The sequence below is a fragment of the Sphaerisporangium melleum genome (assembly GCF_014646695.1).
GTDB classification, from domain to species: domain Bacteria; phylum Actinomycetota; class Actinomycetes; order Streptosporangiales; family Streptosporangiaceae; genus Sphaerisporangium; species Sphaerisporangium melleum.
Map to the genome: position 1 here is coordinate 15,224 of NZ_BMNT01000029.1, position 12,489 is coordinate 27,712.

Genomic DNA, 12,489 nt, shown 5'->3' on the forward strand with positions numbered 1-12,489 from the left:
GTCAACGGTAGCAACGCCTTCCCCGCAGGTAATAGAGCATGCCCGCGCCGGTCCCTACCTTGGGTTGCCGATCTCCCACCCGGAGATCGCCCAGCTCAGCCCGTCAGCCCGGAGGTAGCCCATGGTCGGCAAGATCGCGTTCGTGCTCGCGGCCGTGGTGGTGTGCCTGCCCGGTACGGCCGCCCCGGCCGCCGCCGAGCCGGTGCCGCCGGTGATGGCGGCGCTGGGCGACTCGATCAGCGCGGGCTTCAACGCCTGCGGCTGGTACGTCTCGTGCACCTCCCGGTCGTGGGCGGCCGGGGACCACCCCTCGGTGAACAGCCACTACCTGCGCCTGCTCGGCTACGGCCAGGCCGTCAAGGGCCACAACCTCAACTTCGCCGTGCCCGGCTCCACCAGCGCCGACCTGGCCGCGCAGGCCCGCAAGGCCGTGGCGGCCGATGCGGCGTACGTCACGGTGCTGATCGGCGCGCAGGACGCCTGCGTGTCCACCGAGGCCCGCATGACGCCGGTGCCGTCCTTCCGTGACCGGATCGACCGCGCGCTGGCCGTGCTGGCCCCCTCCGGGGCGAAGGTCTTCGTGGCCAGCATCCCCGACGTCAAGCGGCTGTGGCGCATCGGCAAGGACAACGTCGTGGCCCGCTCGTTCTGGGCGCTCGGTCACATCTGCCCGGCGATGCTGGCCCGCGCCGCCTCCTCGGCGAAGAAGGACCAGGCGCGCAGAGACCGGGTCAGGGAACGCGTGCAGGACTACAACGAGCAGCTCGCCCAGGCGTGCGCGGCCTACGGGCCGGCGTGCCGCTACGACGGCGGCGCGGTGTTCGCCTTCCCGTTCACTCTGGACCACGTGAGCAAGTGGGACTACTTCCACCCCAACGCCGATGGCCAGCGCGCGCTGGCCCGGGTGACCTTCGAGCGCGGCTTCACCTGGGACCGCGCACCGCTCGCCCCCGAGACCACCCCCGACCCCCGCGCCCTGGCCCGGTGACGCCTCACCGGGCGCGCGGGGCGGTGGCTCACAGCGGCGGGTAGGCGTTGGCCAGGAGCTGACGGAACTGCGCGCCGAACCACTGCCCCGCCGGCGGGGCGCCCGGGAGCGCCCCGCTCGGCCGGTAGGAGCCGATCGGCGGAGAGTAGGTGGGGTCGCACATCGGGTCCTGGCCGACGCCCTCGGGGTCGGGGGCGCCGGTGCTGGAGCCGTCGGAGACGCCCGGCGGTTTGATCCAGGCGTAGGCGTCGATGCCGGTGGTGAGCACGGCCCGGGGGCGCTCGCCGAGCCCGGCGCCGGCCTGGTTACACCAGTTGGCGATGCGGTACCGGCGGTCGGTCCGGGACTGGTCCACGAAGGTGTCCACGTTCGTGGCGGAGCCGGCGTGGGCCGGACGGTCCGGCCCGCCCCAGCCGTTGCGAGAGGTGTCGATCACCATGCCGATGTCGGAGGTGAAGCCGGCCGCCAGGAGCCGCCGCCGGAAGTCCTGGGCGAACGGGAGCTCGTCCACGTAGTCGTTCCAGTCGACCCACCGGGACAGCTTCACCGGCTGCCCGTAGATCACCATGCGGGCGTTGTAGTGCGGTTCGACGAGCGCGCCGTAGTTCGCGACGTTCACCGTGAAGCCGTGGACGAGCGAGGCTCCCCCGGAGGCCACACCCGCGATGCCGGCCAGCAGGTCGGCGGCCCGGCCCATGTTCTCCGGGTACCCGAGGATGCCGTGGTGGGAGGCGTCGAGATAGACGTACACGTTGGGGATGGCGTGCAGCCGGCTCACCGCGTACCGCACCGCGCCGGGGTACCCGCCGCTCGACTGGACGGCCGCGCAGCGGTCGGTGACGGGCGGCATCAGCAGCCCGGGCAGGAAGTCGGGTTCGACGACCGCCACGATGCGCAGCCGCTGGTACGCCGGGTCGGCGAGGATCTCGGCGATCGGATCGACGTACTCGGTCCGGTAGCGGTCCAGGCCGCCGGAGGACACGCTGAAGTCGCCGGCGGACACCAGGCGGGTGCAGTTGCGGTCCGGCAGGTCGTTCAGCACGATCTGGATCGTGAGCGGGGCGGGGACGACGGCGGCGGCCTGCAGGAGGGCCTCGTTCAGGTGGGCGCGCAGCCCAGGTGCGGAGGCCGTGCCCTCGATGCGGGAGACGCGGTCGAGCCAGACGCCGGTCGGCTGGGCGGCCACCACGGCGCCGCCGGGCTCGGACGCGGCCGACGCCGACCACCAGGGGTCGACATAACCCCGGGCGCCCAGATAGGGATTGTCCACGCGGACGCCGGCCGCCGCCGGGGCGGCTGTGAGCATCGTCAGGACCGGCAGGAGGAAGACCGCCGCGAGCACCGCCACCAGAGGCGTTCCCCGTCGCACCGCCATGTCGTGCCTCCTCGACCGAGGGCGTGCGGATATTCGTGACAATGGACGTCGCCTCTACGATTCACACACCGCGCACCGGCTTGTACAGCGCCCGATCGGCCGGTGGCCCCTGCCATGACCGCCGCCGGCGGTGCGGACCCGCGCTCATCTCGGCGGACGCCCGCCGCGCCGGACGCCGCCGCCCGTGCCCCCGGTGAAAGCTTCAGCCAGGCCGGTCGTCCGCCAGGCGCACGGCATCCCGGCCGCACCGCCCGGGGGACCCCCTCGGTGCCCCGGCGCAGACACCTGGAAAGATCATCGCCGCGGGTCCGGCACGGCCGAGCCCGTCGGCCGTCGCGATGCCGGTCGGATCTCTCGTCCTCTTGCGGCGAAGCGTCATGCCCGGCGCCCAATCGGGCCCGCGCTGAACATTTCACCGCCATCACCCATTCCCGCAGCTCACGACCAGGCGGTGGCGGCCACACCGAAGTGATCTTCCTTCGTCCTGGCCCGGATGCGATGCTTCCACCGCCCGCACCGCGCCACCCCCGACCGCAGGAGGATCCATGCGCAGACTCTGCACGCTCCTCGTCACCGCCGCCCTCGCCGCCGGCCTCAGCTTCTCCATCGGCGCCGCCCCGGCCCAGGCCGAGAGCCTCCGCAACGTCTACTACTACGACTGGGACTGCAACCGCGTCGGCCAGCTCGGCATCAGCAGCGGCTGGTGGACCTCCTACCGCTGCGTCCCGCAGTACAACCTCTGGTTCCTCTACGCCTGACCGAAAGGCCCCTTGCCTTCTCCCGAAACCTGGAAGTCAAGGGGCCTTTCCCGGACGCCGGGTGCACAGTGGAGGCAAGGTCCGGACCACCTCACCGAGACGTTCGCGCCTTCCAGCGCGCGCATGAAGGCACGATCACTCCGGCGTGTCCGGGCGAACCAGCCGGAGCCCCGGCCGGACCCGAGCAGCGAGCGGCAGGTGGCCGGCGGCCACCTCGCCGGACGGTCTCACAGCCAGCCGTTGTGGCGGGCCGCGGCGGCGGCCTCGATGCGGTTGCGGGTGCCGGTCTTTCCGATGGCGGCCGACAGGTAGTTGCGCACCGTGCTCTCCGACAGGTGCAGCCGGCCCGCGATGTCGGCCACCGTGGAGCCGTCGGCGGCCGCGGCCAGGACATCGCGCTCGCGGTCGGTCAGCGGGCTCGGCCCCGCGCTCAGCGCGGCCGCGGCGAGCGCCGGATCGACCACCAGCTCCCCGGCCAGGACGCGCCGCACGGCCGCGGCCAGCTCCTCCACCGGGCCGTCCTTGACCATGAAGCCGCGGGCCCCGGCCTCCATGGCGCGGCGCAGGTAGCCGGGCCGGCCGAAGGTGGTCAGGATCAGCACCCGGCACCCCGGCAGCCGGTCACGCAGGTCGGCGGCGGCGGCCAGGCCGTTGCGTCCGGGCATCTCGATGTCCAGCAGCGCCACGTCGGGCCGGTGCTCCAGGGCGGCGGCGACGACCTCGTCCCCGGCGGCGACCTGGGCGACCACCTCGATGTCGTCCTCCAGGCCGAGCAGCAGCGCCAGCGCCCCGCGCATCATGCGCTGGTCCTCGGCCAGCAGTACCCGGATCACCGGGCTCCCGCCTTCGGTCTCGCCGCATCGGCCCGCCCGCCGGGGCCGTGCACCACCGCAACGCCCGCGCCGGTCGGCACCTGCTCGCCGCGGGGCCGGCGGCGAGCGGAGATGCCGGTGCGGCTGGTGTGAGACGTCACGGAAAGTCCTCTCCGGTAGGCGGTGCGGCGGCGCGCAACCGTCTCGGGTGCGCGAGGGCGAGGTCAGGCGAGCGCTCCGGGGATCGTCACCCGCAGGCGGAACCCGCCGGCGGGCAGGTCGTCCACGTCGAGCAGCCCGCCGGTCGCGGTCACCCGCTCGCGCAGCCCGCGCAACCCCTGCCCGGCACTCTCGTACCGGGCGCCGCCCCGGCCGTCGTCGCGGATCTCCAGCACCGTGCCATTGTCGCCGACCCCGAGGTCGATCTCGCACGTGCGCGCCCCGCTGTGCCGGATCAGGTTGGTCACGCCTTCCCGGACCGCCCAGCCGAGCAGCGCGTCGGCCTCCGGCGGCAGCTCGGCGGCCGGCATCCGGGTGGTGAGCGCCACCCCGGCGTCGCCGAGCACGGTGCGCGCCGCGCGCAGCTCGGCGGTGAGCCCCCGGCCGCGGTACCCGGTGACCGCCGCGCGCACCTCCCGCAGGGCCTCCCGCCCGACGCGTTCGATGTCGGCGGCCTGTTCGGCGGCGGCGGCCACGTCGGACGGCAGCACGCGACGCACGGCCTCGGCCTTGACCACCATCACCGACAGGGTGTGGCCGAGCAGGTCGTGCAGGTCACGGGCGAAGCGCAGCCGCTCCTCGGCGACGGCGGTCCTGGCCAGCTCCTCCCGGGTCTGCCTGAGCTGACCGATTACTTCGAACAGCCGCAGGACGATCGCCGGGACCAGGCCGGCGGTGAACGTCCCCCAGCCCAGGGACTGCAGGCCGCCCCACTGTCCGCCATCGGCCAGCAGGAGGCCGCAGGCCACGACCGTGGCCGCCCCGAGCACCGTGGCGGCCCGGCTGAGGCCCTTCACCGCGACGCCGCCGGCGATGGCGAACATCGGGAACAGCATGTACCAGGAACCGTGCAGGGTCAGGACGAGGACCAGGGTGAGCGCGCCGAGGGCGGGCAGCGGCCCGCGCTCGGCCCGGCGGGGGTCGACGAAGGCCAGCCTGATCGTCCACAGGTACAGCGCGCCCGCGGCGGCGAGGCCGGGGAGCGCCAGCCACAGCGGCCGCGCCTCGCCCTGGAGGACCTCCCACAGCGGCCAGGCCAGCAGCACCAGCCAGATCACGAACCCGCGGGCGTCCGGGCCCTTCGCGGCGAAGTCGCGGTCGGCGCGTTCGCGGCAGGGGACGTTCGGCTCGCTCACCGCACCAACCTAACCGCGATCCCCAGGCCTGTCCCACCCGCGTGCGCCCGCGACCTGCCCGGGGCTCCCCGGTGGCCGGGCACGCAACCGGTGTCCGGCGGTGGACACCGGCCGGGATCCGCACACCGGCGCGGATGGGACGGAGCCGGGCCCCTGCGCCGGCTCCTCCCCATCCCGCCTCGTACGGGACGCCCGATCGCGGTCACGCCCTGCGGCCGGCCCGGCGGTAGCCGTACAGCGCGTAGGCGCCGAAGACGGCCAGCCAGCCGAGCAGGATCAGCGCCGATCGGGCGGAGGGCGCCTGCCCGAAGGCGACGTGCCAGGACAGGTCGGCGTAGTTGAACGTCGGCGTCCACCGCGAGATCTCCTGCAGCCAGCCCGGGAACAGTTGTGCCGGCAGCCACAGCCCGCCGGTGACGGCCAGGGCCACACTCGAGGCGAAGTTGACCAGCCCCGCCGCCTGCCCGCTGAGCCGGTAGCCGTTGCCGAGGCCGAGCAGGGTGAACGGGATGGTGCCCGCCCACAGCAGCGCGATGATGGCCACCCACTGGCCGGGGCCGAGGGTGACGTGGTGGACCAGCGCGCCGGCGGCCAGGATCGCGGCGATCGCCGGCACCACGACGACCATTCCGGTGATCGTCTTACCCGCGACGATCGCGGTGGGCGCCAGCGGGGTGAGGCGCAGCTGCCGCAGCCAGCCGTGGGCCTTGTCCTCGGCCAGGCCGCTGCCGTTGTTGAACGCCGCTCCCATGCCGCCGTAGGCGGCCATGCTGACCATGGCGAAGAGCGCGGCCTCGCGTTCGGCGCCCGGGGCGAGACCGGCGCTGGTGAAGATCAGATACATCACGACGGGCATCGCGATGCCGAACAGCAGGAAGGTGACGTCCCGCAGGACGCGTGCCAGTTCGAGGCGGATGTAGCCGAGCATCAGGCGGCGCTCTCTTCCCCGGCCGTCCCGGCCGCGGGCATGGTGGTCGTGAACGGGGCGGTGCGGGTGGGGGAGTCCGGCGGGGAGGCGCCCACGGCGGCGTGCCGGCCGGTGAGGGCGATGAACGCGTCCTCCAGGTCGGCCGGGGCCACCTCCAGATCCCGGACGGCCCCGGCCTGCGCCAGTGCCATGACGGTGGCGTCGGAGTCGGTGCTGCGCAGCTTGGCGCGCCGGCCGCGGATCTCCACCGCCGTCACCCCCGGCAGCCCGGCGAGCCAGGAGGTGTCCCCGGTCACGGTCAGGCCGACCGTGGTGAGGGCGGCCAGGCGCTTGATCTCTCTGCTGCCGCCGTCGGCGACCACCCGGCCGCGGTCGAGCACCACGATGCGGTCGGCGTGCTCGTCCGCCTCCTCCAGGTAGTGGGTGGAGAACAGGATCGTCTTGCCCCGGGCGGCGAAGCGGCGCATGCCGTCCCAGAACTCCCGTCGCGCCTCGACGTCGAGCGCCGCGGTGGGTTCGTCCAGGATGAGCAGGTCGGGGTCGCCGGCCAGGGCCAGCGCGAATCGCACGCGCTGCGCCTGCCCGCCGGACAGCCGGTCCGCTCTGCGGCGCGCCAGTCCGGTGAGCCGGGCCATCGCCAGCACCTCCTGCACGGGGAGCGGAGTGGCGTAGGTGCCGGCGACGAAGCCGAGTAACTCGCCCACCGTGACCCGGGGGATGAGTCCGCCTTCCTGCGGCATGGCGCCCAGCCGGCCGGCCCGTACGGCGGCGGCGGGGGGCCGGTCGAACACCTGGACGTGCCCGGTGTCCGGTGCGGTCAGGCCGAGCAGCACGCTGATGGTGGTCGACTTGCCGGCTCCGTTGGGGCCGAGCAGGGCCACGGTCTGGCCTTGGGGGATGTCGAGGTCCAGGCCGTCCACGGCCCGCACCGCCCCGAAACTCTTGGTCACTCCCGCGAGTGACACGGCGTTCGCGGTCATGTCCATTGACGGTAGGCGGCGGGTGGATCGGCCAGTAGACACGCCGATCCACGGCTCCCCAGGACAAATGTCCCATGCGAATCCTCGCAAGAGGATTTGATCTACAATGTAAAGGCGCTCGCCGGGGTCATGTCACCAGGTGGCGTGCAGCACACGCTGCCAGTTCGCGTACGCGATTCCGGTCACTACGTCATCGTCGTATCCCGCGTCGCGCAACGCGACCAGCAGTTTGGGAAGAAGAACGGCTCCGCCGGGGTAGCCGGCGTTGGGCGAGCGATAGAGGTCGGAACCGAGGGCCACGTGGTCCGGCCCGGCCTGGTCGATCAGGTAGCGGATCTGGTTCATCACCTCGCTGACGATCCCGACGGGCGAGGGGGCGACGCCTTCGAGGCTGACGCCGATCACGCCGCCGCTGTCGGCGATCGCGACGATCTGGTCGTCGGTGAGTGCCCGGCTGGTGGGTGACAGGGCGTGGGCGGCGCCGTGGGTGACCACGAGCGGCGCTTGGGAGCAGGCGGCGATGTCCCAGAACCCGGCGGTGTTGAGGTGGGCGAGGTCGACCAGGATGCCGAGTTCATTGCAGGCGCGTACGAGCCGAGTGCCGGCCTCGGTCAGGCCGGGCCCGATGTCCGGGGTTCCCGGTGAGTGGTACGGCACGCCGTACCCGAAGCTGTTCTGGCGGCTCCAGGTGATCGCCAGCGAGCGCACGCCGGCCGCGTGAAAGAGGTAGAGGGTTTCCAGGCCGGTGTCGATGGCGTCGGCGTCGGCGAGGTGCAGCACGACGGCGAAGGCGCCCTCCTGCCGGGCCCTGGCAAAGTCGTCCACCGTTCGGGCAAGCCGCACCCGGCCCTTTGATTCTCGGATGAGCCGCAGCAGAGCGCCGATGCCGGCGATGTTCTGGTCGAGGGCGTAGTGGCGGTCGAGCCGAGGCGGGTATTCGATCTGAAGGCCGGTGTCCGTCTTGGTCATCTGCAGGCGATCGATGGGCGGGACCATCACTTCGAACAGGCCACCGCCCAGGCCGTTGGAGGCGGCCAGGTCCGCTGGAGGGACCTGAGCCCGAGGCGCGCCGGTGAGCGGCCCCTTCATGTCGTAGTCGGCCAGGCCCGCGATGAAGTCGCTGTGTCCGGCGAAGATCCATGGTCGGTCGGTCATTTGAGTCCTCCGGCACATGTGAGACTAGTCGGTCTAGTCTCGCTCGGATGGACACTCTAGACGGGACGGTTCCGTCTAGGCAATTGGTAGTCTGTGCCCATGGAGCAAGAAGCCGGGAACCGCCGTTCGCCTGCCAAGCGCGAAGCCATCTTGGGGGCGGCCTCGGAGCTGTTCTTGAGCGAGGGGTATGCCAGGGTCAGCGTCGATGCGATCGCCGCCCGCGCGAAGGTGGGCAAGCAGACCGTGTACAGCCACTTCGGCAACAAGGAGCAACTCTTCCTCGCGGTCGTCGGCGAGGCGCGGGCCGCGGCGAGTGTCCCACCAGATGGATCGTCGGAATCGATCCGCCCTACCGGTGACCCGCAAACCGATCTCCAAGCCGTGGGTGAGCGCCTCCTGCGCGTTGTCCTCTCACCCGCCGTCGCCGCCTTGCACCGGCTCACGATCGCCGAGCTCACCCATCATCCGGAGCTGCAGAAGTCCTGGCGAGAGACCAGCTCCGACGCGATCCTGCAGGAGGTTGCGGAATACCTGGCGGCGGCGGACCGCACCGGCACACTGGAGGTCCCCGATCCCGTCCGCGCGGCACGTCAGTTCGTGCTTCTTGTGGCCACCGAGGGGCGGGTGCGTTCGCTGCACGGCACGCACCCTCTCCCCGACCTCGACCGTCACCAGATCGCCCGCGAAACGGCGGAGTTGGTGGTTCATGCCCACCGCCCCGGCCGGCGATGAATCGGACCATCGACCAAGGCCGGTGGGAGGGCCGGGTCACAGGGCCGTGTGCACCAGACCGGCCTCGTAGGCGATGATGGCGGCTTGGACGCGGTTGTCCAGGCCGAGCCGCAGCAGGATGGCGCTGACGTGGGTCTTGACGGTGCCCTCCGAGAGGAACAGCTCACGGGCGATGGCCTGGTTGGACATCCCGCGGCCGACCAGCGCGAGCACCTCGACCTCGCGCGGCGTCAGCGCCTCCAGCCGCCTGCGCGCCGCGTCCGCCCGGGAGAGCCGTCCGCCGCCGAGGCGGGCGATGACCTTCCGCGCGATTCTCGGCGACAGGTAGGCCGCGCCGTCGGCGACCGCCCGCACCCCGATGATCAGCTCACGCGGGTCGGCGGCCTTGAGCAGGAAACCGGACGCCCCCTCGGCGAGCGCCCTGGAGACGTACTCGTCCTCGTCGAAGGTGGTCAGCATGATGACCGCGACCTCGGGCACGCCGGCGCGCAGCTCGGCGGCGGCCGACAGGCCGTCCAGGCGGGGCATGCGGATGTCGAGCATCGCGATGTCGGGCCGGTGCGCGCGCACCAGTTCGATCGCCTCGCGTCCGTCGGCGGCCTCGGCGACCACCTCGATCCCCGGGTCGGTGGTCAGGATCGTCCGCACCCCCACCCGGATCATGGCCTCGTCGTCGGCCAGCACCACCCGGATCACCGGCTCCCCCTCCTTGGTCCCGGTTCCGGGACTTCGTGGCCGTCTTCACGCTCGTACGGGCGTCGCCGCGTCAGGGCCTCCGGCGCGCAAGGCAGCCGCGCCGTCACGGCGAACCCGTCGCCGTGCGGCCCGGCGCACAAGGTGCCGCCGAGCAGCCGCACCCGCTCCCGCAGGCCCGCCAAGCCGCTGCCGCCGCCGGACGGGACCGGCTCGGCCCGTGCCGCGGAGTTGCGCACCGTGACCGCGACCTCATCGGCGGCCTGTGCCAGGTGGACGAGAACGTCCGCGCCGGGGGCGTGACGGGCGGCGTTGGTCAGCGACTCCTGCACCACCCGGTGCACGGCCCTGTCCACCAGGGCCGGCAGGGCGGCCGGCTGCCTGTCGCGTCGGAGCTCGACCACCATCCCGGCGTCGCGCGCGCGGCCGACCAGCGCCTCGACGGTCTCGTCCGGCGGCTCGGTCGGCGCGCGAGAGGGAATCTCACCCGCGCCCTGTGGAGTGGTGGTCTCGCGGAGCACCCCGATGGTGTGGCGGAGCCGGTCGGTCGCGGTGACCGCCGACGCCCGCAGACTCGCGGCCGCCTCCCGCGCCGGGCCGGTCAGGCCGGGGGCCAGTTCCAGCGCTCCCGCGCGCAGTGCGATGAGCGCCAGTTCGTGGCCGAGCGAGTCGTGCATGTCGGCGGCGATGCGGGCGCGTTCGCGCAGCGCGGCGCGTTCGGCGACCAGCTCCTGCTCGCGTTCGAGGCGGGCCACCCGGTCCCGGGCCGCCAGCACCAGTTCGGCCTGCTGCCCGCGGAACCGGCCGGCCAGCCACGGCAGAGCCACGAAGACGCCGAGCGCCATCATCGCCGTGGCCCCGTTCCAGAAGTCCGGCACGGCGAACACCGCCCCCTGCGCCGCGGCGACCGCGAGCAGCAGCCAGTCGCGCCGTTCGAGAAGGTGGCGTCCATGCAGGTAGGCCGCGACGACCAGCACGGCGAACAGGAGCTGCCGCCACGCCGGCACCTGGTCCAGGTGCAGGCCGTTGACGACGCCGGCCTGCGCGATCACCGCCAGGATCGCCCGGTTTCGCCACGTCATGGGCGGGGCCGCACGGTTGCTCACCGCGACGAGACTACCGATCGCAGCCGGAGCAGCCGCATCACGGTGGTGGCCGCCCCCGCCGCGGCCGCGACGGCCATGGTGACGGTCAGGGGCGCGGCGTGGTAGGTGAGCTGCTCCCAGGTGACGGTCCGCCCGTTCATGAGGACCGAGATCAGATCCGGGTACAGCGCGAGCAGCGCCACCGGCGGCAGCCCTGTGACCAGCCCCAGTGTGAGCCGCCAGGCGGGTCCGCCGGCGCGCCGGCGGGCCCAGCGGCGTGATCGCAGCACGCCCAGTACGCCCAGGCCCGCCGCGGCCAGGGCGGTCAGGCCCAGTGTCAGCTCCACCCACTGCCGGCCGCCGCCCGGTGTGGCGGGTGCCCGGCCCCGGCTCATCGCCACGAGCCCGGTGAGCACATCGTAGGTGTCGTCGTAGAGTCCGGCGCTGTTGGTCATGACGGCGAAGCCGTACCCGGTGTCCGGAACGATCGCCTGTACGGCGGTGTAGGTGAACAGGTTTCCGGCGTGCACGAGCAGTTCGGCGCCGTCCAGGCTCTCCCGTCCCCAGCCCATGCCGTAGCCGCCCACGGCGGAGGGGGCGTGCATGGCCAGCAGGCTCCGCGGCCGCACCGGCCTGTTGCCGTACCCGTTCTGGGTGATCAGCCATCGGCCCATGTCGGCGGCGGTGGTGATGACGCCGCCGGCGCCTCCGCCGTAGAGGAAGGCGCGCGGCTCGCTCCTGGCCGTCCAGACGCCGAACAGCGAGTCGAAGCCGTCCTCCGGCATGATCGTCCGGTCGCCGACGGCGCTGCCGGTCATGCCGAGCGGTGCGAAGATCCGCCGCCTGACGTACTCGCCGAAGGGCAGGCCGCCGGTCACCTCGACCAGCCGGGCGGCCAGCTCGTAGTTGGCGTTGCAGTACGCATAGCGGGTGCCGGGATCGGCGGCCAGGGTGCCGGTGCTCAGCGCGGCCACGTACCCGGTCAACGTCGTCGCGGACTCGGCAGCGCGGATGTCCACGGTGCCGTCGGTGATGCCGGAGGTCTGGTTGAGCAGGTGCCGCACGGTGACGCCGCGGGCTCGCGGGTCGGCCATGCGGAACTCGGGCAGCCACCGGGCGACCGGCTCGTCCAGTGCGATCTCACCGGCGTCGACCAGTGTCATGACGGCCATGGCGGTGAACGACTTGCTGAGCGAGGCGACGCGCATCGGCGTGCTGCCGGTGATGGGCCGGCCCGCCGAGTCGTGCCCGTACCCGGCGGCGTGCACGACCTTCCCGTTGTGGGTCACGACGACCGACATCCCCGGTAGCGCGGTCGATCTCATCGCCTTGGCGAGGTAGGCGTCGATGGCGGCGGGAGAGGGATCGCCGGTGGCGGTCGTGCCCGCCCGGGCGGCAGCAGAGGGGGCCGCGGCCAGGGAGGGAGCGGACGCCGGAACGGTGAGGGCCACGGCCAAGGCGGTGGCCCCTGCCAGGCCGGAGAGCTTGCGTTTCATGAGGCTCAACGCTAGGAACCGGTGATCGCGGCGGCATCCGGCGATCGGCCACGATCGCCTCTGACGAAAGGAGGACCCCGGGCGGCCGGGGCCTGTCGTCCTCGCCCGGACGGGAACGGCCGCGGCCGGGCG

At 73.0% G+C, this 12,489-nt stretch carries 12 protein-coding genes; 3 read left to right on the forward strand and 9 right to left on the reverse strand.

Features of this window, described 5'->3' with window-relative positions; all coding sequences use genetic code 11:
- The first annotated feature begins 121 nt into the window (after positions 1 to 121).
- Entirely contained in the window at positions 122 to 988 is an 867-nt protein-coding gene (locus IEY93_RS24395) for an SGNH/GDSL hydrolase family protein (RefSeq protein WP_189165447.1), read from the forward strand.
- Positions 989 to 1,016: 28 nt separating this feature from the next.
- Here the strand turns inward: IEY93_RS24395 and IEY93_RS24400 are convergent, their stop codons facing one another.
- Positions 1,017 to 2,363, reverse strand: coding sequence for a glycoside hydrolase family 6 protein (locus IEY93_RS24400; RefSeq protein WP_189165448.1), 1,347 nt, complete (start codon positions 2,361 to 2,363; stop codon positions 1,017 to 1,019).
- A 545-nt stretch (positions 2,364 to 2,908) separates the two neighbouring features.
- On the opposite strand from IEY93_RS24400, the gene IEY93_RS24405 reads away from it, so the two are divergent.
- Positions 2,909 to 3,121: a hypothetical protein gene (locus tag IEY93_RS24405; RefSeq protein ID WP_189165449.1), complete on the forward strand. Its 213-nt coding sequence runs from the start codon at positions 2,909 to 2,911 to the stop codon at positions 3,119 to 3,121.
- 227 nt (positions 3,122 to 3,348) lie between these two features.
- On the opposite strand, the gene IEY93_RS24410 is transcribed toward IEY93_RS24405, so the two are convergent.
- The 5 genes from IEY93_RS24410 to IEY93_RS24430 all read right to left on the reverse strand — a co-directional run bounded on the left by IEY93_RS24410 (position 3,349) and on the right by IEY93_RS24430 (position 8,351).
- Positions 3,349 to 3,954, reverse strand: a complete 606-nt coding sequence (locus IEY93_RS24410) for a response regulator transcription factor (protein WP_189165450.1) — start codon at positions 3,952 to 3,954, stop codon at positions 3,349 to 3,351.
- A gap of 203 nt (positions 3,955 to 4,157) precedes the next feature.
- The gene (locus tag IEY93_RS24415; protein ID WP_189165451.1) at positions 4,158 to 5,288 is read right to left on the reverse strand and encodes a sensor histidine kinase; all 1,131 of its coding nucleotides are present in this window, start codon (positions 5,286 to 5,288) and stop codon (positions 4,158 to 4,160) included.
- A gap of 202 nt (positions 5,289 to 5,490) precedes the next feature.
- On the reverse strand, positions 5,491 to 6,216 hold the full coding sequence (locus IEY93_RS24420) for an ABC transporter permease (protein WP_189165452.1): 726 nt from the start codon (positions 6,214 to 6,216) through the stop codon (positions 5,491 to 5,493).
- Entirely contained in the window at positions 6,216 to 7,196 is a 981-nt protein-coding gene (locus IEY93_RS24425; RefSeq protein WP_189165453.1) for an ABC transporter ATP-binding protein, read from the reverse strand. Before IEY93_RS24425 ends, IEY93_RS24420 begins: the two co-directional genes overlap by 1 nt.
- Positions 7,197 to 7,328: 132 nt before the next feature.
- Positions 7,329 to 8,351 (reverse strand): dipeptidase, encoded by a 1,023-nt coding sequence (locus tag IEY93_RS24430; protein WP_189165454.1) that lies wholly within the window; start codon positions 8,349 to 8,351, stop codon positions 7,329 to 7,331.
- 99 nt (positions 8,352 to 8,450) lie between these two features.
- On the opposite strand from IEY93_RS24430, the gene IEY93_RS24435 reads away from it, so the two are divergent.
- Positions 8,451 to 9,083, forward strand: a complete 633-nt coding sequence (locus tag IEY93_RS24435; protein WP_189165455.1) for a TetR/AcrR family transcriptional regulator — start codon at positions 8,451 to 8,453, stop codon at positions 9,081 to 9,083.
- A gap of 36 nt (positions 9,084 to 9,119) precedes the next feature.
- Here IEY93_RS24435 and IEY93_RS24440 read toward each other — a convergent pair whose 3' ends face one another.
- From IEY93_RS24440 to IEY93_RS24450, 3 genes are read right to left on the reverse strand one after another with little or no spacing between them, the layout of a single operon-like run.
- A complete protein-coding gene (locus tag IEY93_RS24440; RefSeq protein ID WP_189165456.1) occupies positions 9,120 to 9,779 on the reverse strand; it encodes a response regulator in 660 nt (219 codons plus the stop codon).
- Positions 9,776 to 10,882, reverse strand: a complete 1,107-nt coding sequence (locus IEY93_RS24445) for a sensor histidine kinase (RefSeq protein WP_189165457.1) — start codon at positions 10,880 to 10,882, stop codon at positions 9,776 to 9,778. Before IEY93_RS24445 ends, IEY93_RS24440 begins: the two co-directional genes overlap by 4 nt.
- On the reverse strand, positions 10,879 to 12,357 hold the full coding sequence (locus IEY93_RS24450; RefSeq protein WP_189165458.1) for a serine hydrolase domain-containing protein: 1,479 nt from the start codon (positions 12,355 to 12,357) through the stop codon (positions 10,879 to 10,881). Before IEY93_RS24450 ends, IEY93_RS24445 begins: the two co-directional genes overlap by 4 nt.
- Positions 12,358 to 12,489: the final 132 nt, after the last annotated feature.

Bases quoted from the DNA above. Each gene is read 5' to 3' on its own strand.
- IEY93_RS24400 (WP_189165448.1), bottom strand. From the start codon at position 2,363: ATGGCGGTGCGACGGGGAACGCCTCTGGTGGCGGTGCTCGCGGCGGTC.
- IEY93_RS24430 (WP_189165454.1), bottom strand. From the start codon at position 8,351: ATGACCGACCGACCATGGATCTTCGCCGGACACAGCGACTTCATCGCG.
- IEY93_RS24425 (WP_189165453.1), bottom strand. From the start codon at position 7,196: ATGACCGCGAACGCCGTGTCACTCGCGGGAGTGACCAAGAGTTTCGGG.
- IEY93_RS24435 (WP_189165455.1), top strand. From the start codon at position 8,451: ATGGAGCAAGAAGCCGGGAACCGCCGTTCGCCTGCCAAGCGCGAAGCC.
- IEY93_RS24420 (WP_189165452.1), bottom strand. From the start codon at position 6,216: ATGCTCGGCTACATCCGCCTCGAACTGGCACGCGTCCTGCGGGACGTC.
- IEY93_RS24395 (WP_189165447.1), top strand. From the start codon at position 122: ATGGTCGGCAAGATCGCGTTCGTGCTCGCGGCCGTGGTGGTGTGCCTG.
- IEY93_RS24405 (WP_189165449.1), top strand. From the start codon at position 2,909: ATGCGCAGACTCTGCACGCTCCTCGTCACCGCCGCCCTCGCCGCCGGC.
- IEY93_RS24450 (WP_189165458.1), bottom strand. From the start codon at position 12,357: ATGAAACGCAAGCTCTCCGGCCTGGCAGGGGCCACCGCCTTGGCCGTG.